General features: G+C 72.7%; 19 protein-coding genes. 14 read left to right on the top strand and 5 right to left on the bottom strand.

The genetic code is table 11. From position 1 onward, the window contains the following. The first annotated feature begins 17 nt into the window (after positions 1–17). Positions 18–1664 carry a phospho-sugar mutase gene (locus Air01nite_RS07885; protein WP_203701285.1) on the top strand — a complete coding sequence of 549 codons (1647 nt, stop codon included), beginning with the start codon at positions 18–20 and terminating at the stop codon, positions 1662–1664. Positions 1665–1668: 4 nt separating this feature from the next. On the opposite strand, the gene Air01nite_RS07880 is transcribed toward Air01nite_RS07885, so the two are convergent. The 3 genes from Air01nite_RS07880 to upp form a co-directional block, all read right to left on the bottom strand. After that, entirely contained in the window at positions 1669–3462 is a 1794-nt protein-coding gene (locus Air01nite_RS07880) for a putative glycosyltransferase family protein (RefSeq protein WP_203701284.1), read from the bottom strand. A gap of 85 nt (positions 3463–3547) precedes the next feature. Continuing rightward, positions 3548–4237, bottom strand: coding sequence for a GOLPH3/VPS74 family protein (locus Air01nite_RS07875; RefSeq protein WP_203701283.1), 690 nt, complete (start codon positions 4235–4237; stop codon positions 3548–3550). 55 nt (positions 4238–4292) lie between these two features. Beyond that, a complete protein-coding gene (upp, locus tag Air01nite_RS07870) occupies positions 4293–4925 on the bottom strand; it encodes a uracil phosphoribosyltransferase (protein ID WP_203701282.1) in 633 nt (210 codons plus the stop codon). Between the two features lie 187 nt (positions 4926–5112). On the opposite strand from upp, the gene deoC reads away from it, so the two are divergent. The 4 genes from deoC to Air01nite_RS07850 are packed head-to-tail and all read left to right on the top strand — an operon-like array spanning position 5113 to position 8849. Continuing rightward, positions 5113–6039 (top strand): deoxyribose-phosphate aldolase, encoded by a 927-nt coding sequence (deoC, locus tag Air01nite_RS07865; protein ID WP_239090569.1) that lies wholly within the window; start codon positions 5113–5115, stop codon positions 6037–6039. Between the two features lie 2 nt (positions 6040–6041). Beyond that, positions 6042–7472, top strand: coding sequence for an aldehyde dehydrogenase family protein (locus tag Air01nite_RS07860; protein WP_203701280.1), 1431 nt, complete (start codon positions 6042–6044; stop codon positions 7470–7472). Then, the gene (locus tag Air01nite_RS07855; RefSeq protein WP_203701279.1) at positions 7465–8286 is read left to right on the top strand and encodes an aldehyde dehydrogenase family protein; all 822 of its coding nucleotides are present in this window, start codon (positions 7465–7467) and stop codon (positions 8284–8286) included. The genes Air01nite_RS07860 and Air01nite_RS07855 overlap by 8 nt, the downstream gene beginning before the upstream one ends. Positions 8287–8324: 38 nt before the next feature. After that, on the top strand, positions 8325–8849 hold the full coding sequence (locus Air01nite_RS07850) for a Uma2 family endonuclease (RefSeq protein WP_203701278.1): 525 nt from the start codon (positions 8325–8327) through the stop codon (positions 8847–8849). Positions 8850–8855: 6 nt separating this feature from the next. On the opposite strand, the gene Air01nite_RS07845 is transcribed toward Air01nite_RS07850, so the two are convergent. Then, complete coding sequence (locus Air01nite_RS07845) at positions 8856–9230, bottom strand: winged helix-turn-helix transcriptional regulator (RefSeq protein ID WP_203701277.1); 375 nt, start codon at positions 9228–9230, stop codon at positions 8856–8858. A gap of 48 nt (positions 9231–9278) precedes the next feature. Between Air01nite_RS07845 and Air01nite_RS07840 the strand changes: the two genes are divergently transcribed. The 8 genes from Air01nite_RS07840 to Air01nite_RS07805 all read left to right on the top strand — a co-directional run bounded on the left by Air01nite_RS07840 (position 9279) and on the right by Air01nite_RS07805 (position 17824). Beyond that, positions 9279–10052, top strand: a complete 774-nt coding sequence (locus Air01nite_RS07840; RefSeq protein WP_203701276.1) for a Rossmann-fold NAD(P)-binding domain-containing protein — start codon at positions 9279–9281, stop codon at positions 10050–10052. 9 nt (positions 10053–10061) lie between these two features. Beyond that, on the top strand, positions 10062–10415 hold the full coding sequence (locus tag Air01nite_RS07835; protein ID WP_203701275.1) for a BlaI/MecI/CopY family transcriptional regulator: 354 nt from the start codon (positions 10062–10064) through the stop codon (positions 10413–10415). 3 nt (positions 10416–10418) lie between these two features. Then, positions 10419–11324: a M56 family metallopeptidase gene (locus tag Air01nite_RS07830; RefSeq protein WP_203701274.1), complete on the top strand. Its 906-nt coding sequence runs from the start codon at positions 10419–10421 to the stop codon at positions 11322–11324. A gap of 131 nt (positions 11325–11455) precedes the next feature. After that, positions 11456–12712 carry a cytochrome ubiquinol oxidase subunit I gene (locus tag Air01nite_RS07825; protein ID WP_203701273.1) on the top strand — a complete coding sequence of 419 codons (1257 nt, stop codon included), beginning with the start codon at positions 11456–11458 and terminating at the stop codon, positions 12710–12712. 10 nt (positions 12713–12722) lie between these two features. Beyond that, positions 12723–13715 (top strand): cytochrome d ubiquinol oxidase subunit II, encoded by a 993-nt coding sequence (locus Air01nite_RS07820; RefSeq protein WP_203701272.1) that lies wholly within the window; start codon positions 12723–12725, stop codon positions 13713–13715. A gap of 29 nt (positions 13716–13744) precedes the next feature. Continuing rightward, positions 13745–15379, top strand: coding sequence for a thiol reductant ABC exporter subunit CydD (gene cydD, locus Air01nite_RS07815; protein ID WP_203701314.1), 1635 nt, complete (start codon positions 13745–13747; stop codon positions 15377–15379). Then, positions 15372–17075, top strand: coding sequence for a thiol reductant ABC exporter subunit CydC (cydC, locus tag Air01nite_RS07810; protein ID WP_203701271.1), 1704 nt, complete (start codon positions 15372–15374; stop codon positions 17073–17075). Before cydD ends, cydC begins: the two co-directional genes overlap by 8 nt. 35 nt (positions 17076–17110) lie before the next feature. Further along, positions 17111–17824 carry a permease prefix domain 1-containing protein gene (locus Air01nite_RS07805; protein WP_203701270.1) on the top strand — a complete coding sequence of 238 codons (714 nt, stop codon included), beginning with the start codon at positions 17111–17113 and terminating at the stop codon, positions 17822–17824. Between the two features lie 14 nt (positions 17825–17838). Here the strand turns inward: Air01nite_RS07805 and Air01nite_RS07800 are convergent, their stop codons facing one another. Beyond that, positions 17839–18162: a PadR family transcriptional regulator gene (locus Air01nite_RS07800; protein ID WP_203701269.1), complete on the bottom strand. Its 324-nt coding sequence runs from the start codon at positions 18160–18162 to the stop codon at positions 17839–17841. Positions 18163–18297: 135 nt separating this feature from the next. Between Air01nite_RS07800 and Air01nite_RS07795 the strand changes: the two genes are divergently transcribed. Continuing rightward, positions 18298–19368 carry a SatS C-terminal domain-containing protein gene (locus Air01nite_RS07795; RefSeq protein WP_239090563.1) on the top strand — a complete coding sequence of 357 codons (1071 nt, stop codon included), beginning with the start codon at positions 18298–18300 and terminating at the stop codon, positions 19366–19368. Positions 19369–19373 lie beyond the last annotated feature (5 nt).

Here is a 19373-nt window from a genome sequence, read left to right as displayed (position 1 = left end):
CGTGCTATCAAAGCGGGATGACTGAGCTCGACGAGTTGGCCGCCCGCGCGCGGGCGTGGATGGCCGACGACCCCGACGAGACCAGCCGGGCCGAGTTGGCGCGGGTGCTCGACGGGCTGCCCGGCACCGCCGCGGACCTGGCCGACCGGTTCTCCGGACCGCTGACCTTCGGCACGGCCGGGCTGCGCGGTCCGCTGCGGGCCGGGCCCAACGGGATGAACCTCGCGGTGGTCACCCAGGCCGCGGCCGGGCTGGTCGGTTGGCTCGGACAGCGCGGTGCGTCCGGTCCGCTGGTCATCGGGTACGACGCGCGGCACGGCTCCCTGTCCTTCGCCGAGCGCACCGCGCGGGTGGCGACGGGCGCCGGGCGCGAGGCGATCCTGCTGCCGCGGCCCTTGCCGACGCCGGTGCTGGCCTACGCGGTGCGCAAGCTCGGTGCGGCGGCCGGCGTGATGGTGACGGCCAGCCACAACCCGCCCCAGGACAACGGCTACAAGGTCTATCTCGGTGCGTCGCTCGGCGGTGCCGTCGGCGCCGGTGCGCAGATCGTGCCGCCGGCGGACGCCGAGATCTCGGCGGCCATCGCGGCCGTCGGGCGGCTGTCGACCGTACCCCTGGGTGATCTGGGTGTGGTCCTCGACGACGACATTGTCGAGTCCTACGTGGAAAACGCCGCGCGGGTGGTCGACCCGGACGGGCCGCGGGACCTGGCGGTGGCCTACACGCCGTTGCACGGCGTCGGCGCCCAGGTGCTGGCGGCAGCGTTCGCGCGGGCGGGTTTCGCGCGGCCGCACGAGGTGGCCGAGCAGGCCGAGCCGGACCCGCTGTTTCCCACCGTGGCGTTCCCCAACCCGGAGGAGCCCGGCGCGATCGACCGGGTGATCGAGCTGGCCACCGTGACCGGCGCGGACATCGCGATCGCCAACGACCCGGACGCCGACCGGTGCGCGGTGGCGATCCCGGGCCCGCAGGGCTGGCGCATGCTCCGCGGCGACGAGGTGGGCGTGCTGCTCGCCGACCACCTCCAACGGCGCGGGGTGGCCGGCCGCTATGCCACCACGATCGTGTCGTCGTCGCTGCTGTCGAAGCTGTGCGAGCGGCGCGGTGTGCCCTACGGCGCGACGCTGACCGGCTTCAAGTGGATCGTGCGGGCGGGCGAGGACCTGGCGTTCGGGTACGAGGAGGCGCTGGGCTACTGCGTCGCACCCGACCTGGTCCGCGACAAGGACGGCATCACCGCGGCGCTGCTGGTGGCGGAGTTGGCGGCGGGGTTGAAGGCGTCGCTGCGGACGATCGGCGACCGGCTGGACGAGATCGCGGCCGAGTTCGGCGTGTACGCGACCGACCAGCTGTCGGTCCGGGTCGACCAGCTGTCCGAGATCGACACCGCGATGACGTACATCCGGACCAAGACGCCGGGGTCGCTGCTCGACGACGCGGTGATCGCGGTCGAGGACCTCGCGCCGGCCAACGACGTGCTGATCCTGCGCACGGAGTCGGCCCGGGTGGTGGTCCGGCCGTCCGGCACGGAGCCGAAGCTGAAGGCGTACCTCGAAGTGGTCGAACCCGTCGTGGACGGCGACGTGGCGGCGGCCCGGGAGCGCGCGGCGGCCTCGGTCCGGGCGCTGCGCACCGAGACGGCGGCGGCGCTCGGCATCTGGTGACCCTTTAGCTGACGCGCCAGACCCAGGTGCCGCCCACGTTGTCGGGTATCTCGCCCGTCAGCTCGACGACCAGCGCCCGCAGTTGCCCGGCGTTGGTCTCGGACTGCGGCAGGACGAGCGCGTTCGCCCGCCAGAAGGCGAGGTCGTCGCGGAACTTGGCGCGGGTCTCGTCGTTGACCGGCGGCAGGTCGCCGGTGCGGGCGGTCTGGTCGAAGAGGGCGCCGGTGAAGCGGGTGGGCGCGTTGAAGATCGCGCGGTTGTCGGCGCCCTCGGTGGCGGGGCCGAGGAAATAGCCGCCGGCGATGGCGAAGCCGATCTGCGCGCGGGCGGACCAGCGCATGCCGTCGAGGTAGATGTTGTCGGTGACCGGCACGAACACCAGCGACCGGTCCGTGGCGGCGTAGTCGCGCCAGATGCCTTGCGTGATGAACGGGGGCGTCGGCGGCGTGCCGGTCGTCGGGAGCCCCTTCGGCGCCAGCGGGATCAGGGCCGCGAGGATCGCGGCGGCGGTGAGCGCGCGCAACGCCACGGCGACCGGCGGCTTCTGCCTCCTGGCCGCGCGCAGGGCGGTGTCCGCGCCGAGCGCGAGCAGCGCGGCGGCGACCGGTACGACGATGAGCGACAGGCGGGTCGGCACGACGGAGTTGAAGATCGGCAGGTTCTGGAACCAGCGCCAGGGTCCGGATACGCCGGTGTCGTCCCGGTTGATCATGATCGTCGGCCCGAGCGACAGCGCGGCGAAGACGAGGCCGGTGATGACGAGGGCCCAGGTGACCTTGCGACGCCAACTGATGACGACGGCGATCAGGCAGACGATCAGCAGCGGCCAGCCGAGGAAGCTGTTCTCCTCGGCCGGGCCCTGGGTGAGACGCTCGGCCTCGGCGGTGCTCCCGGCGATGGAGAGGCGGGCGAACGACGGGTAGGCGGCGAGGTCGGTGCTGACGTCCTTCACGGCGGTGGGCACGCCGTGATAGCTCTGCGGCCCGTAGAACTGCACCCAGAGCGGGTAGCCCAGCAGGACGACGGCCACCCCGACGGCGATCGCGAGCCCGCCGAGGAAGGGTTTGACCTGTTCTTTCACGGCGCGCGGGTTGGCCAGCGTGTAGCAGAGCACGAAGACGAACAACCCGAGTGCGGCGTAGAGCAGCACTTCCTCGTTGACGAAGGCCTGGTAGGTGACCAGGAGCCCGAGCCAGATCCCGCGCCGGACGGCATGGCCGGGCCGGCGCAGCCGGATGACGGCGACGACCAGCCAGGGCACGACGAACTGGGCGGTCCAGTTGACGTGGCCCTGCGCGTGGCTGATCAGCCCGGGCGCGAACCCGCAGAGCGCCCCGGCCGCGAACGCGACGGCTCGGTTGTCGACGAGGTGGCGGCTGAACACCCAGTACCAGCCGAACGCGGTGCCCGCGAGCCCGAGCACGAGGAGGAGGGCGAACGCGGTCTGCGGTCCCCAGAGCAGGGTGACCGGGGACATCGGGATACCGAGCCCGAGGATCGACGTGTTGGCCATGAGGTTGACGCCGTCGGGCATGTTGAGGGACTTGGTGGTGAAGGGGTAGATCCCGTGCTCGGCCACCTGCGCACCGTGCGCGAGCGCCCACTGGAAGAAGACGTGGTCCTGCGGGTTGACGGCCGGGGTGGTGTTGCTGAGGTCGCCCCAGAGCGACCCGGTCACGGCGAAGGCGGCCCCGAGGTAGAACAGCGCCACGCCGACGGTGACCGCCGGGCCGACCCACCGCGCTGCGGCCCGCTCCGCCTCACCCGGCGGAACCGGATCGCTAACGGCAGACGCCACGCTTCCACAGCGTAGTGGGGTGATCGCTGTCCGATGTCATCTTCGTGTGCCCGCCCAGCGAGTTGCCAGGCTGGGCCGGGTCACGCTAGTGCGTGACCGGGCGAGGGGTGCCCAGGGCTGCCTGGATGGCCTTGCCGAGGGCCGTGACCACCAGGGCGACCGACGGGCGGACCGTCGACTGGTCGAGGCTGACGCCACCGCTGAAGCCGGCGCCGCCGGCGATGCGCTCCAGCTTCTCGTGTGCGGCGGCGGCCTCGTCGCCGCTCAGGCCGAGGCAGGCCTCCATGCGGGCGGCCACGATCAGCGTGGCCAGGGCCGCCGTGCGCTCGTCGGGGGCGCCCTCGCCGGCCAGCGCGGCGGCCAGCCGGCCGCGGGTCTCGTCCTCGACGGAGGCGTCGACCGAGGGGTAGCGGTGGACGTGGATGAACTCCAGCTCCACCTCGTCGACGTCGCGGATCAGGCCGCGGCCGACCAGGTCGGACAGGATGCGGTCACGCAGGCCGTGGCGCAGGCGCTGCACCCACGAGGCCGGGGTGTGCGGGACGTTTGCGTCGATCTTGGCCAACACCTCGTCGGCCACCGGCACGCCGGTCGGTGTTGCGTCGACCACCACGATGTTGCCGTCCGCGTATGCGATCCGGCCCGCGAGGGCCAACTCGACCAGCACTGCCGCGGCCATGCCGAGGTCGAGCCCGATGCGCGAACCGGTCGCTTTTCCGGACTCGTTGTCGTATGCGAGCAGCAAAAGCTCCTCGGCGATGGGAACAGTGGTCATGGCCCGGAACGGTAGCCGCTTCGCGCTCGCGTCGCACTCACCGGTCGCCCATGCGTCAAAATCGGGGCATTCCGCCGAACTGCCGGTCACCGGCGTCGCCCAGACCCGGAACGATGTACATCTTGTCGTTGAGCTGGTCGTCGATCGAGGCCGTCACCAGGCGCAGCGGCAGCCCGGAGCGCTCCAGGCGGGCGATGCCCTCGGGTGCCGCGAGCACGCAGATGACCGTGATGTCGGTGCAGCCGCGCTCGGCCAGCAGCCGGCAGCAGTGCTCGAGCGAACCGCCGGTGGCCAGCATCGGGTCGAGCACGAGCACCGGGATGCCGCTCAGGTCGGCGGGTAGCGACTCGAGGTAGGCCCGGGGCTGGAACGTCTCCTCGTCGCGGGCCAGGCCGACGAAGCCCATCGACGACTCCGGCAGCAGCGCCAGGGCGGAGTCGGCCATGCCCAGACCCGCGCGCAGCACCGGGACGAGCAGGGGCGGGTTGGCCAGCCGGATGCCCTCGGTGGGCGCCACGGGCGTGTCGATCGGATAACGCTCGACCGGGAAGGCGCGGGCGGCCTCGTAGACCAGCATGGTGGTGAGTTCGTGCAGCGCGGCCCGGAAGCTGCCGGGCTCGGTGTTCTTCTCCCGCATCGCGGTCAGGCGCGTCGCGGCGAGGGGATGGTTGACCACTTGTACGTCCACGGTTCGTCAACGTACAGGTCGGCCGTGATCTGTGTATCGGCCTATGGATAGCGGCCGGCCTGTGGATAACTTATCGACCTCCGGCGGCACCCGTACACTCGTCCGCATGACAGCGACGACGGCGGCTCTGCCTCCAGAGGCGCCTGGTCCGTCGGACGGCGCAGATCAAGATCAAAATTTTGGGGAACTGTCCTCAGTCACACGTTCCGACGCGGCCCTTCGGGCATTTCTGCACGGTCTGCCCGGGGTCGACCAGGTTGGCGCGGAGCAGCGCGCCGCGATGCTCGGCACCCGGTCGATCAAGACGACCGCCAAGGCATGGGCGATCGACCTGGCGATCCGCATGGTCGACCTGACCACGCTCGAAGGCGCCGACACTCCGGGCAAGGTGCGCGCGCTCTGCGCGAAGGCCCGGCGGCCCGACCCGGCCGACCCGACCTGCCCGCCGGTGGCGGCGATCTGCGTCTACCCGGCGATGGTGCCGGTGGCGGTCGAGGCGCTGGCCGGCTCCGGCATCCACACGGCGAGCGTGGCCACCGCCTTTCCCTCCGGCCAGGCGCCGCTCGAGGTCAAGCTCGCCGACACCAAGGCCGCCGTGGCGGCCGGCGCCGACGAGATCGACATGGTGATCAACCGGGGCGCCTTCCTGTCGGGCCGTTACCTCGAGGTCTTCGAGGAGATCGCCGCGGTCAAGCAGGCCTGCGGCACCGCCCACCTCAAGGTCATCCTGGAGACGGGTGAGCTGGCGACCTACGACAACGTCCGCCGCGCCTCCTGGATCGGCATGCTGGCCGGCGGTGACTTCATCAAGACGTCGACCGGCAAGGTCCCCGTCGCGGCGACGCTGCCGGTGACGCTCGTGATGCTCGAGGCGGTCCGCGACTTCCGCGACCTCACCGGGCGCCAGGTGGGCGTCAAGCCGGCGGGCGGCATCCGCACGACCAAGGACGCCGTCAAATACCTGGTGCTGGTCAACGAGACCGCCGGCGACGACTGGCTCGACCCCGACTGGTTCCGGTTCGGCGCCTCGACGCTGCTCAACGACCTGCTCATGCAGCGCACCAAGCTCACGACCGGTGTCTACTCCGGTCCCGACTACTTCACGCTGGACTGACGATGTTCGAATACGCCCCCGCCCCCGAATCCCGCGCGGTCGTCGACATCAACCCGTCATACGGGCTGTTCATCGACGGCGCTTTCGTCGACCCCGCCGACGGCGCGTCCTTCAAGACCATCAACCCGGCCTCCGAAGAGGTCCTCTCGGAGATCGCCGAAGCCGGCCCCGCCGACGTCGACCGCGCGGTCGCGGCGGCCCGCGCGGCCTACGACAAGGTCTGGTCCCGGATGCCCGGGCGTGACCGCGCCAAATACCTCTACCGGATCGCCCGGATCATCCAGGAGCGCGGCCGCGAGTTGGCCGTGCTGGAGTCGCTCGACAACGGCAAGCCGATCCGCGAGTCCCGCGACGTCGACATCCCGCTGGTCGCGGCGCACTTCTTCTACTACGCGGGCTGGGCCGACAAGCTGGCGCACGCGGGCTTCGGCCCGGCGCCCAAGCCGCTCGGCGTCGCCGCCCAGGTCATCCCGTGGAACTTCCCGCTGCTGATGCTCGCGTGGAAGATCGCGCCGGCGCTGGCCGCGGGCAACACCGTGGTGCTCAAGCCGGCGGAGACGACGCCGCTGACCGCGCTGCTGTTCGCCGAGATCTGCCAGCAGGCCGACCTGCCGCCGGGTGTCGTCAACATCGTCACCGGTGCCGGCGAGACCGGCCGCGCGCTGGTCGAGCACGACGGCGTCGACAAGATCGCGTTCACCGGCTCGACCGAGGTGGGCAAGGCGATCGCGCGCGCGGTGGCCGGCTCGCGCAAGAAGGTCACGCTCGAGCTGGGCGGCAAGGCCGCCAACGTGATCTTCGAGGACGCACCGATCGACCAGGCGGTCGAGGGCATCGTCAACGGCATCTTCTTCAACCAGGGCCACGTCTGCTGCGCCGGCTCGCGGTTGCTGGTGCAGGAGTCGGTCTACGAGCCGGTGCTCGCGTCGCTCAAGCGGCGGATGGCGCGGCTGCGGGTCGGCGACCCGCTCGACAAGAACACCGACATCGGCGCGATCAACTCGGCCGCGCAGCTCGAGCGGATCCGCGCGCTGTCCGACATCGGCGGCGAAGAGGGCGCCGAGCGCTGGTCGCCGCCGTGCGAGCTGCCCGACAACGGCTTCTGGTTCGCGCCGACGATCTTCACCGGCGTCACGCAGGCCCACCGCATCGCGCGCGAGGAGATCTTCGGCCCGGTGCTCTCGGTGCTGACCTTCCGCACGCCCGCGGAGGCGGTGGAAAAGGCCAACAACACGCCTTACGGCTTGTCCGCCGGGGTCTGGACCGACAAGGGCTCCCGGATCCTCTGGATGGCCGACCGGCTGCGCGCCGGGGTGGTCTGGGCCAACACGTTCAACAAGTTCGACCCGAGCTCGCCGTTCGGCGGCTACAAGGAGTCCGGCTACGGCCGCGAGGGCGGCCGTCACGGGCTGGAGGCATACCTCGATGTCTGACGCACGCGTGGCGGTCCGCAAGACCTACAAGCTCTTCATCGGCGGCAAGTTCCCGCGCAGCGAGTCGGGCCGCTCCTACGTCGCACAGGAGGCCAACGTGGCCCTGGCCTCCCGCAAGGACGTCCGTGACGCCGTGGTCGCCGCTCGCGCGGCGGTGAAGGGCTGGTCGGGGGCGACCGCCTACAACCGCGGCCAGATCCTCTACCGCGTGGCAGAGATGCTCGAAGGCCGCCGCGACCAGTTCATCGCGCTGGGCCTGCCGGCCGCGGAGGTCGACGAGGCCATCGACCGCTGGGTCTGGTACGCGGGCTGGTCCGACAAGATCACCCAGGTCTACGGCGGCGCCAACCCGGTCGCGGGCCCCTACTTCAACCTGTCGTCGCCCGAGCCGACCGGCGTGGTCGGCCTGGTCCCGCCGCCGTCGTTCCTCGGCCTGGTCAGCGTCGTCGCCCCGGCGATCGTCACGGGCAACACGGTGGTCGCCCTGGCCGCCAAGGACGCCCCGCTCGCGGCGGTCACCCTGGCGGAGGTCCTGGCCACCTCCGACCTACCCGGCGGCGTCGTCAACATCCTGACCGGCGACCCGGCCGAGACCGCGCCCTGGCTCGCGGCCCACATGGACGTCAACGCCATCGACCTGGCCGGCATCACCGACCCGACCCTGGCGGCCTCCCTGGAGGAGGCAGCGGCCGGCAACCTGAAGCGCGTCGTCCGCGCGCCGCTCACCACACCCGACTGGTCGGCCGACCCGGGCCTGACCCGCATGACCGCCTTCCTGGAAACCAAAACGGTCTGGCACCCGAAGGGCATCTGACGCCGGGTTCCCGTCGTCGGGAGACGAGGAGGCCGCCAATGGTGACGATCACGATCCCCGACGTACAGGGCGGCTTCACGCTGGACGACCTGGCGGACCTACCGCACTGCGTCCGCTGGGAGTTGCGCAACGGAAAGCTGGTCATCGGGTCCCGTGCGCGCCTCTGGCACCAGCGGACCGCCCGGCGCATCGCGAACCTGCTCGAGCGGCAGGGCAAGCAGGCCGAGACGGAGGTCGGCGTGCGCGCGTCGGCCACCGACTCACGGATCGCCGACATCGGTGTCTTCCACCAGGAACCCGATGACGTCGAACGCGCCTGGCACGACGCGGACCTGATCAGCATGGTTGTCGAAGTGTGGTCCGCGTCCTCCGACAGCAAGGACCGCAACGCTTACTGGCACGCGGACCGCGGCATCCAGGAATACTGGTTCGCCGAACCGGTCAAAGGCGAGAAGTGGGCCGCACGCGTAACCATCTTCAAGCTCGGCCGGACCGCGTCGGGTGCGGTCGACTACGTCGAGCAGCGGATCGCGACGCTCGACGAGTTGGAGCGCGAGGCCTGAGTCCGCTCACCATCCGGGCGTCGCCCGACTCGGTGTTCGGGCGGCGTTGAGCTCGGGTGCGTGCTGCACCGCCCACTCGCCGATCGCGATGACCAGCGGCAGCAGGGAGCGGCCGAGGTCGGTCAGGGCGTACTCGACCCGCTGCGCGGTCTCGCGCCGGCTGACCAGGCCGTCGGTCTCCAGGGTGCGCAAGGTTCGCGTCAGGATGCGGCGGCTCAGTCCCTCGACGGCACGGTCGAGTTCGTTGAAGCCGCGCGGGCGGTCGCTCAGCAGCGCCAGGACCAGCACGCTCCACTTCTCGCCGACGCGGCGCAGCACGTCGGTCGCGGCGCAGGCGGCCCGGTCGGCCGGCGTGACGGGCAGCGGGAGCACCGGTGACATGGATGTGCCTTCTTTCCGACGACCACGGATGGCGCACAGGATTCGAGTATGCGCACAGTCGTGATCGCGGGCGGCACACGTGGCATCGGTGGCGCCCTTGCCGCCCGGTTGAGGCACAACGACCGGGTGATCGCGTTGGGCAGCGCCGACGCCGACCTCACCTCCGTTCGGCAGACGGCCGCGCTCGCCGCCGGCCTCCCGGACCGGATCGACGCGCTCGTCCTGTCCGCCGGCCGGTTCAGCCGGCGGCGGGTCGAGACCCCCGAAGGGCTTGAGCAGACCTTCGCGATCTACGTGGTGAGCCGCTACCTGCTCGCCGAGCGGCTCCGGCCGGCGCTCGAGCGCGCGCCGAAACCCGTGATCCTCAACCTCAGCGGCACGGGCGGGATCAAAGCCGGCCGGATCCACTGGGACGATCCGCAGCTGTCCAGGCGCTACTCGATGTTCAGGGCGACCATGCAGGGCGCCCGGGCCAACGACCTGCTCGCCGTCGCCTTCGCCGCTCGCCCGTCGAGAGTTCGCTACGTCCTCTACAACCCCCTGCTGGTCAACAGCGGCATGCACCGCCATCTCGACCAGCCGCTGCGCGCCCTCTCCGGCGCCGCGGCCGCCGTCTTCGGCGCATCGGTGGACACGACCGCCGAACGCCTGGCCGAGCTCCTCGACAACCCGCCCGACGCGCCGCTGACCGCGTTCCGCCGCGCGCGTCCCGTCTCGCTGGACCGCCCGGAGTTCGACCCGGACGCCGCCGCGCGGCTGGACGCGATGGTGGCCGGCTACTGCGGCGGCCCGGTGACGGGGGCGACCTACTACACCGGGTAGGATCGACGCGTGACGCGGTTGGGAGATCTCGAGCGGGCGGTGATGGACGTCCTCTGGGATCGGTCCGCGCCGGCCACGGTTCGCGAAGTCGTCGATGCGTTGGACGGGCGTGACCTGGCCTACACCACGGTGATGACCGTGCTCGACCGGCTCGCCGGCAAGGGCATGGTCGAGCGCGAGCGCACCGGCCGGGCCTGGAGCTACCAGCCCGTGGCCGGCCGCGACGCGTACATCGCGCAGCTCATGCTCGACGCCCTTGATCTCGCCGGTGAGCGGGACGCGGCTCTCGTGCGGTTCGCCCGGTCGGTGACCGGCGACGAGGCCGACGTGCTGCGCGCCGCCCTGGACAAAGACAAGGGCTGACCGATGCTCTACACCGCACACTTCGGCGCGGCGGTGCTGGGCTGTTATCTGGTCGCCCTGGTGATGCTCCGGTCCCGCTGGCCGGCCAGCTGCCCCACCATCGCGATCCTCTGCTGGCAGGGCATCGGCCTCGCGGTCGGGCTGTCCGCCATCGGCATCCCGATCTCGATCGGCCTCTCTCCCTACGACGAGCCTCCGGGCACGGCGGTCCGCCTGCTCGCCGGCGACCTCGCGGGTGGCCGCCTCCCGGCGGAGCTGGGCGTGGGCCACCTCGCGCTGATCAGCGTCGGCCTCGGCATCGGCGTGGTGCTGTTCTGGTCCACCGCCGCGAGCCTCCGCCACGCCGTCAAGGCCCGGCAGCGCCAGCGGGACCTGCTCGCCCTCGTCGGTCGCGCCGATCCGGCCGCACCCGGCGCGCTGGTGCTCGACCACCCCAGCGCCGCCGCCTACTGCGTTCCCGGCCTGCGCCCGCGCGTGGTGATCAGCGCCGGCGCGCTCAGCCTGCTGCCCCGCGACGAGCTGGCCGCCGTGCTCAGCCACGAGGAGGCGCACGCGAAGGAGCGGCACGACCTCGTGCTGCTCCCGTTCACCGCGCTGGTCCGCGCCCTGCCGGGGGTGAGCTGGGTCGTGCGGGCCCTGGCCGCCGTCGCCCTGCTGGTCGAGATGCGTGCCGACGACCGGGCCCGCCGCTTCCACACCGACGAGTCGCTGGCCGCCGCGTTGGCGCGGTTCGCGACCGCGCCGTCGCACGCGACGCCCGCGGGCATGCTCGGCGCCGCCGACCACGACATCGTCGCCCGGGTGCGCCGCCTGCGCGCACCCCTGGGCCCCACCCCGCTCGCGGCCGTCGCCGCCCTGGTCGCCAGCAGCGGACTTGCCGCGCTGCCGATCGCGCTGTTCATCTCCTGAATCAAACTACGACACGCTGTAGTAGAGTCATGTTCATGACTACTACGAGCCGTAGGATATATAGGTAGCCAAGCTACGTGTAGAGTCGCTACAACAAGCGAACCTCACTATCCCCTCGGAGGGGCTTGGCCATGGACCCCTTGCCGCTCGCCCGCCTGCAGTTCGCCACCACCACGTCGATCCACTTCCTGTTCGTGCTGGTGACCCTCGGGCTGGTGACCCTGCTCGTCTACCTGCAGACCGCGTCCTTCATCACCCGCAAGCCCGTCTACGAGCGGATGGTGCGCTTCTGGGGCACGATCTACTTGATCAACTACGTGCTGGGCATCGCGACCGGCATCGTGATGGAGTTCCAGTTCGGCCTCAACTGGAGCGGCCTGTCCCGCTACGTCGGCAACGTGTTCGGCGCGCCGATCGCCCTGGAGACACTGCTCGCGTTCTTCCTCGAGTCGACGCTGCTCGGCATGTGGATCTTCGGTTGGCACCGGCTCCGCCGCGGCGCGCACCTGGCCCTGCTCTACGGCGTCGCGATCACGGCGTACGTCTCGGCCTTCTTCATCATGGCCGCGAACGCCTGGTTGCAGAACCCGGTCGGCTACGAGGTCCGCGACGGCATCGCCTACCTCACCGACTTCACCGCCCTGCTGACCAACCCGACGTTCACGATGGCGCTCGGGCACGTGATCTCGGCCGCGCTGCTCACCGGTGGCATGGTGGTCGCGGGCATCAGCGCCTGGCTGCTGCTGCGCCGCAGCCCCGACTACGAGTTGCTGCGCAAGTCCCTGTGGATCGGCCTCGTGACCGTGACCGTCGCCGGCGTCCCGCTGATGGGCTTCGGCTTCGCCCAGTTCGGCGTCGTCGGCCCGGTGCAGCCCACCAAGTTCGGTGACGACGCGGCCAAGGCGCAGGCGGTCGCCGACTTCACCGCCCGGTTCGGTCCCGGCGACTACCTGCCACCGCCGTACGCCGGCGCCAGCCTCGGTTTCATGATCTTGATCGGTTTCACCCTCGCCTGGGCGTTCGTCATGCTGCCGCTGTTCTACCGCGACTGGATCATCCGGCTGAAGTTCCCGCTCGTCATCGTCGGGCTCGCGCTGCCGCTCCCGTTCGTCGCGGCGATCCTCGGCTGGCTCACCCGCGAGGGCGGGCGGCAACCCTGGGCCGCGTACGGGCTCCTCAAAGTCGAGGACGCGGTCAGCCCGATCAGCGGCGGCGTGATGCTGACCTCCTTCCTCGGCTTCACCGCGCTGCTGCTGACCCTCGCGGTGACCAACTGGGTGCTGATCGCCAAGCGGGCCGCCCGCGGCACGGCCGACCCGGCGCTCGGCCGGTCGCTGGCCGACGTGACAGACGACGAGCACCGGCGCGAGCCGGTCCTGGCCCGCTGAGGAGTCCGCGATGGAACTCGCCTGGTTCGCCCTCCTGGGCCTCTTCTTCGCCACCTACCTGGTGCTCGGTGGCTACGACTACGGCGTCGGCCTGCTGCTCTCGGCCGAGCGCTCCGACACCGAGCGCCGGGCCGCGCTCACCGCCGTCGGCCCGTTCTTCCTCGGCAACGAGGTCTGGCTGGTCGCCGCCCTCGGCATCCTGTTCGGCGCGTTCCCACGGCTGGAGGGGGAACTGCTGCACGGCTACTACCCGGCGGTCGTGGCGGCGCTGGTCGGGGTGGTGCTGGTCACCGTGGCCGTGCAATTGCGCGGGCGGCCCGCAGGCGCGGCCGCGCGGGCCCGTTGGGACCGCGCGGTGATCGCCGGCAGCGTGCTGGCCGCCCTCGGGTGGGGCGCGCTGTTCGGCGGCCTGCTCCAGGGCCTCCCGCTGGACGCGGACGGGCACGTCGCCGGCATCGCCCACCTGGCCACGCCGTTCGTCGCCGCGACCGCGATCACACTGGTGAGCCTGGTCGCACTGCACGGCGCCACGTTCCTGGTCCTGCGCATGCCCGTCGACCCACGCCGGGCCGGGTTGGTGCGGCGGCTCGTGCCGGTCGCACTCGGCGCTGTGGCCCTCGCCACGCTGCTCGGCCTGCTGTCCGAGGACGTCCGCGCCGCCGTCACCGGGCGGGCCCTCGCGCCCCTGGCGCTCCTGGTGTCGGCCCTGCTCGCGGCCCGGGTGTTCGCCGCCCGCCGCCCGGGCTGGGCGTTCGCCGCCAGCTCTCTCGCGCTCGTCGCGACCGTCCTGGTGGTCGGCCTCGGCCGCTACCCGGCGGCGCTGGTGTCGACGGTCGACCCGGCCGCGACGCTGACCGTGCCGCAAGCCGCGGCGGCACCATCGACGTTGCGGCTTCTCAGCTGGGTGGCCGTCCCGTTCGTTCCGGTGCTTATAGGCTTCCAAGCGATGTGCTGGTGGGTGTTCCGTGGCCGGGTCGACGGAAAGGCGCCGGTTTACTGGTGAGCCGCCGACGACCGTTCGACCCGCGGCTGATGCGCCGGGTGCCTGCCACCCGGCGCCGCTTCGCCGTGCTCGGGTTGACCGGCACGGCGACCGCGGTCGTGGTCGTGCTGCAGGCCACCGCGCTCGCGTCGGTGCTCACCGCGGCCGCCGGCGGCCGCCTCGACCGCACCGGGCTCGGCCTGTTCGTCGCCCTCGTGGCGGCGCGCGCCGGGCTGGCCTGGGCGCAGGGCGCGGTCACCGCGTGGAGCGCCGCCGCGGTCAAGGAGGCGCTCCGGGTCGAGCTGCTCGGCTCGGTCACCCGGCGCGACCCCGCCTGGCTCGCCGGGCAGCGCGGCGGCTCGCTGGCCACGCTGGCCGGCCGGGGGCTCGACGGGCTCGACGCGTACTTCACCGGCTACCTGCCTCAGCTCGTGCTCGGCGTCACCATCCCGATCGCGGTGCTGTCCCGGCTGGTCTTCGCCGACTGGACCTCCGCGGTCATCGTCGCGGTGACCATCCCGCTGATCCCGATCTTCGGCGCGCTGGTCGGCTGGCAGGCCCAGGCGGCCACCGAGCGACAGTGGCGGCGGCTGTCCCGGCTCGGCGGCCACTTCCTCGACATGCTGAGCGGGCTGCCGACGCTGCGCTCGTTCGGTCGGGCCCGGGCCCAGGTCGACGTGGTGCGCCGGATGGCCGACGCGCACCGCGCGGCCACGATGAAGACGTTGCGGATCGCGTTCCTGTCGGCGCTCGTGCTGGAGCTCGTGGCGACGATCTCCGTGGCGCTGGTCGCGGTGCCGGTCGGGCTGCGCCTGCTCTCCGGCGGGATCACGCTGCAGGTGGCATTGCTGGTGCTGCTGCTGACGCCGGAGGCGTACCTCCCGCTGCGGGCCGCCGGCACCAAGTTCCACGCGAGCCTCGAGGGGCTGACCGCCCTCGACGAGGCGCTCTCGGCGCTGCCGGACACGGCGGCTGCGGCCGGTGGCACGGCGGTCCCGCGGCCCGGGCCGATCGTCCTGTCCGGCGTGACGGTCGCCTACGACCGGACGACGGCCTTGCGCGATGTGTCCCTGACCATCCAGCCCGGCGAGCGGGTCGCGATCGTCGGCCCGTCCGGCGCCGGCAAGAGCACGCTGCTCGCCCTCCTGCTCGGCTTCGTCGCGCCGACCGCCGGCCAGGTGCGGGTCTCCGGCGTCGACCTGGCCACCGCCGACCTCGCCGCCTGGCGCCGCGAGGTCGCCTGGGTGCCGCAGCGCGCCCACCTGTTCGCCGGCACCGTCGCCGACAACGTCCGCCTCGGCGCGCCGGCCGACACCGACCTCGACAAGGCGGCGTCGGCCGCGGCGCTCGACGAGGTGATCGAGGCCCTGCCCGAGGGCTGGGAGACCATGCTCGGCGAGCGGGGTTACGGGCTGTCCAGCGGACAACGGCAACGGATCGCGCTGGCCCGCGCGTTCCTCCGCGAACACGCGACGCTCGTGCTCCTCGACGAACCCACCGCCCGGCTCGACGCCGCCTCCGAGGGCGCCGTGGTCGAGGCGACGCTGCGCCTGCTCGCCGGGCGCACAGGCGTCTTCGTCGCACACCGGCCGGCCCTGCTCGCGGTCGCCGACCGGGTGCTGCGGGTCGACGACGGCGTGGTGACCGAGCTGGCGCGGCCCGTGCCGACCGGGGTCGGTGGCTGACGTGACCGCTGCCGAACGCACCGTCCTGCGGGTCGCCCGCCCCTGGCTCGGCCGGCTGGTCGGCGCCGGGCTGCTGGCCGCCGGCACCGAGCTGGCCGGGCTGGCGCTGATGGCGACCGCGACCTGGCTGCTGATCACCGCCGCCGGGCAACCGCCGGTCGCCGCGCTGACCGTGGCCATCGTGGCGGTCCGCACGCTGGCCATCGCCCGCGGCGTGCTGCGCTACACCGAACGCCTGGCCGGCCACGACGCCGTTCTGCGGATCATCACGGAGGTACGCGCGCGGATCTTCGCGACGCTCGCCGACCGCCCCGCCCGGGCGACGGACCGCTCCGGCGACGCGCTCAGCCGGCTGGTGTCCGATGTCGACGCCGTGCAGGACCTGCTGCTGCGGGTGCTCGTGCCCGGCGCCGCCGCCGGGCTCGTCGCGGTGCTGGCGGTGGCCGGCGCCGCGGCGATCAGCCCGCCGGCCGCGCTGCCGCTGGCCCTCGGCCTGCTGCTCGCCGGCGTCGTGCTGCCCGCGCTGGCCTCGGCGCTGACCCGGCGCACGGCGGCCCGGGTGGCGCCGCTGCGCGGTGCGCTCGCGGTCGACGCGATCGACCTGACCGCCGGCGCGGCCGACCTGGCCGCGTTCGGCGCCACCGACGCCACGCTCGCCAAGGCCGCCGGCCGGGCCGCCGAACTGGCCCGGCTGGAACGCCGCCTGGGTCTCGTGGGCTGGGCCGTCGACGGAGCCGGCGTGCTGCTCGCCGGTGCCACGGCGGCCGTGGTCGTGCTGACCGCGCTGCGCGCCGGCACCTCGGGCACCCTGGTCGGCGTGTTGGCGGTCGGCACCATCGCGGCCGTCGAGTCGGCGCTGGCGCTGGTCGGCGCGGCCCGGCAGCGCACGCAGCTCGACACGGCCCTGGCCCGGGTCGCGGCGCTGCTCACCGACGCCGAGCCTGCGCGGGAGCCGGCACCCGCGGCCGGCGAGCCCGGTCTCGACCACGTGTCGGTCACCTACCGGGCGGGTGCCGCGCCCGCGCTCGACGGCGTCACGCTGCGGCTGCCGCCCGGCCGGAAGGTCGCGGTGGTCGGCCCGAGCGGCGCCGGCAAGAGCACGCTGCTCGCGGTGCTGGCCGGCACGGTCGCGCCGGACGCCGGCCAGGTCACCGGCGCCGGCGACCCGCACCGGGTGGGCGGCCTGTTCGCCGACGCGCACGTCTTCCACGCCCCGGTCCGCGACAACCTGCTGCTGGCCCGCCCGGACGCCACCGACGAGGAACTGGCGGCCGCGGCCGGGCCGGCCGGCTTCCTCGACTGGGTGCACGACCAGCCCGCCGGCTGGGACACCGAGGTCGGCGAGGACGGCGGCCAGCTCTCCGGCGGTCAGCGCCAACGGCTGCTGCTGGCCCGGGCTCTGCTGCTACGCCCCGAGGTGCTCGTGCTCGACGAGCCGACCGAGGGACTCGACCCGGGCGCCGCGGACGCCGTGCTGGCCTCCGTGGTGGCCGCCACACCCGGCGCGCTCGTCCTGGTCACCCACCGGCTGCGGGGTCTCGCCGAGTTCGACGAGATCCTGGTGCTCGACGCGGGCCGGGTGCTCGACCGCGGCCGCCACACGGACCTGGTCGCCCGTCCAGGCTGGTACCGCGACCAGTGGCAGACCCAGGAATCAGACGAGCGCGGCTACCTGTCCTTAGGGGCCGGCACCTGAGGTTTCCCGGGGTGGCTGGATGGCAGGGTGTAGGCATGCCCGCGGCCAGCCTCGTCGACCAGCACATCCAGCGGCTCGACCGCGCGCTGTCCGGGCCCCGCGGGCTCAAGCGGCGGATGCTGACCGAGGCCCGCGACGGGCTCGACGACGCGGTCCGCGACCTGTGCGACGCCGGCCGGCCGCCGGCCGTGGCCGCGCGCCAGGCGGTCGACGAGTTCGGCGCCGTCGACGAGGTGGCGCCGGCGTTCCAGGCGGAGCTGGCCGCCTCGGCCTCCCGGGTGCTGGTGCTCCGGGTGCTTTTGGTCTTCGCAGTCTCGGCCGTCTGCGGTGACCTCATGTGGCAGGGCGCACCGTGGACCGGTCCGCAGCCGCCGCTGGGCTACCTGGTGCTCTCCGCGGGCGTCGACTGGCTGGGCCTGGTGGCGATCGCGGCTGCCCTGCTGGGCAGCGTGTCGCTGTGGCTGGCCACCCGCCGCGGCCACCCGGTGTCGCCGCGGCTCCTGCGCCGGGCGCAGCTCACCCTGGTCGGCGTGCTCGTCGTGCAGGCGGCGAGCGGGATGGCGCTCTACGGGTGGTCCGCCGGCATGTGGGAGGCCGCGCGGACCTGGCCCCCGATGATCGTGGGCGGGATCGCGATGACGGCCGCGGCCGTCTGGATCGGCCGCGCGGCGGCCACCGGACTCGGAGCCACGCGGGTGGCGGTTCTGTCGCGAGGCGGCGGGCCGGAGCCGAGCGAGGCCCGGGCCTGAGCGTTCCCGGTGGCCTATGACTCCGCGCCGAGGAAACGGCCGACGGTCGAGCTGAACTCGGTCCAGTCGGCCCGCTCGCCGGCCAGCGCGCGGCGTCCCGAGTTGGTCAGCTCGTAGGTGCGCCGCTCGCGGCCGTTGACCGTGCTCCAGGTGCTGTCGACGAAACCGGCCCGCTCGAGCCGGCGCAACGCCGGATAGACCGTGCCCGTCGGCAGGTTGAGCGAGCCGCCGCTGCGGGCCTTGAGCGCCTCGATGACCGCGTAACCGTGCAGCGGACCGCCCTCGAGCACCGACAGCAGCAGCGCGTCCAGATGCCCGTGCAGCGCCTGCGCCTTCATAAGTAGGAAGACTACTAGTGAGGATCCCGCGACGCCAGGAACCCACACCCCCGGGGTGCGGTCGATGCCGGGCGCAGGCGCACACTAGTGTGTTCGTGCGCGAGGTCACCAAACACACCACTCCCGGAGGTCAGCGTGGCGCGCCAGTCCAACCGGTCCAAGGCCAAGTCGCCGTCCTCGGACGAGCCCGCGGCCGAGGTCGAAGAGACCACGACCGGTGCCGAGGCAGCCGAGCCTGCTGAGGCGGCTGAGCCCGCTGAGGCGACCGCGGCGGCGGAGTCGGCCGAGGCGGCCTCCGACGACGACCCGGACACCGACTCCGACGACGAGTCCGGTGTCGACCCGGCCGACCAGCGCGCCTTCTGGGAGGAGCTGCGGATCGACCCGGTCGAGGTCGCGCTCCCCGCTGGCACCGGGTTCACGCTTCGCGCATACCGGCTGTCCAATGAGCTGACTCCCACCGACACCTCCGACCGCGAGGACGACGACCTGTTCGCCGCCCGCGCCCGCGAGGCGGAGGACGAGGACGCCGACCTCTTCACCGACGAGGAACTCGCCGAGCAGTCCGAAGCGGCCGGTCGCGAGGAGCGCCGCAAGGCCCGCGCCGGCGCGGACGACGACGAGGACGACGAGGACGCCGACCGCGACGAGGCCGAGGAGCCCGCGGACGAGGCGGACGCCGACGAGGCAGAGGAAGAAGAAGAGGAAGAGGAAGCGGCCGAGGAGGTCCCCGTCTTCCTCACGCACCGCGGCAAGCTGCTCCTGTTCCGCAGCGCCGAGGGCCTGGTCAGCTTCATCCGTTCGGGCGCGCCGCACGACCTCGCGCAGGTCGACACCTGGGCCACGCTGGCCGAGCGGATCGAGCCGGTCAACGTCGCTCCGCTCGACGAGGACTCCTACGAGCTCGACCTCGTGGTGGAGAACCTGCGCGGCGGCCACGACAGCTGGGACCCGCCGCTGATCATCGAGGCGGGCGAGGTCGCGCGGGATCTGGCGTACGCGTTGCGGCTGCCCTCGGTGCTCGACATGCTGTCACCCGGCAACAGCCTCGACGACCTCGACGAGGCGCTGCGTGGCGTGGTCGGCGGCGGGATCGGCGGCTTCATGGCCAAGCGACGACTCCGGAAAATCGGGGCACAAACGGCAAGTTTGGGCTGGCGCACGATTATCGGCAAGATCTCTGCCGCTGTGGACTGGCGCGACTGACCCCT

The organism is Asanoa iriomotensis (assembly GCF_016862515.1).
Taxonomy (GTDB): domain Bacteria; phylum Actinomycetota; class Actinomycetes; order Mycobacteriales; family Micromonosporaceae; genus Asanoa; species Asanoa iriomotensis.
The sequence above is the reverse complement of the archived record's forward strand: the minus strand, read 5'-3'. Positions and strand labels throughout refer to the sequence as shown.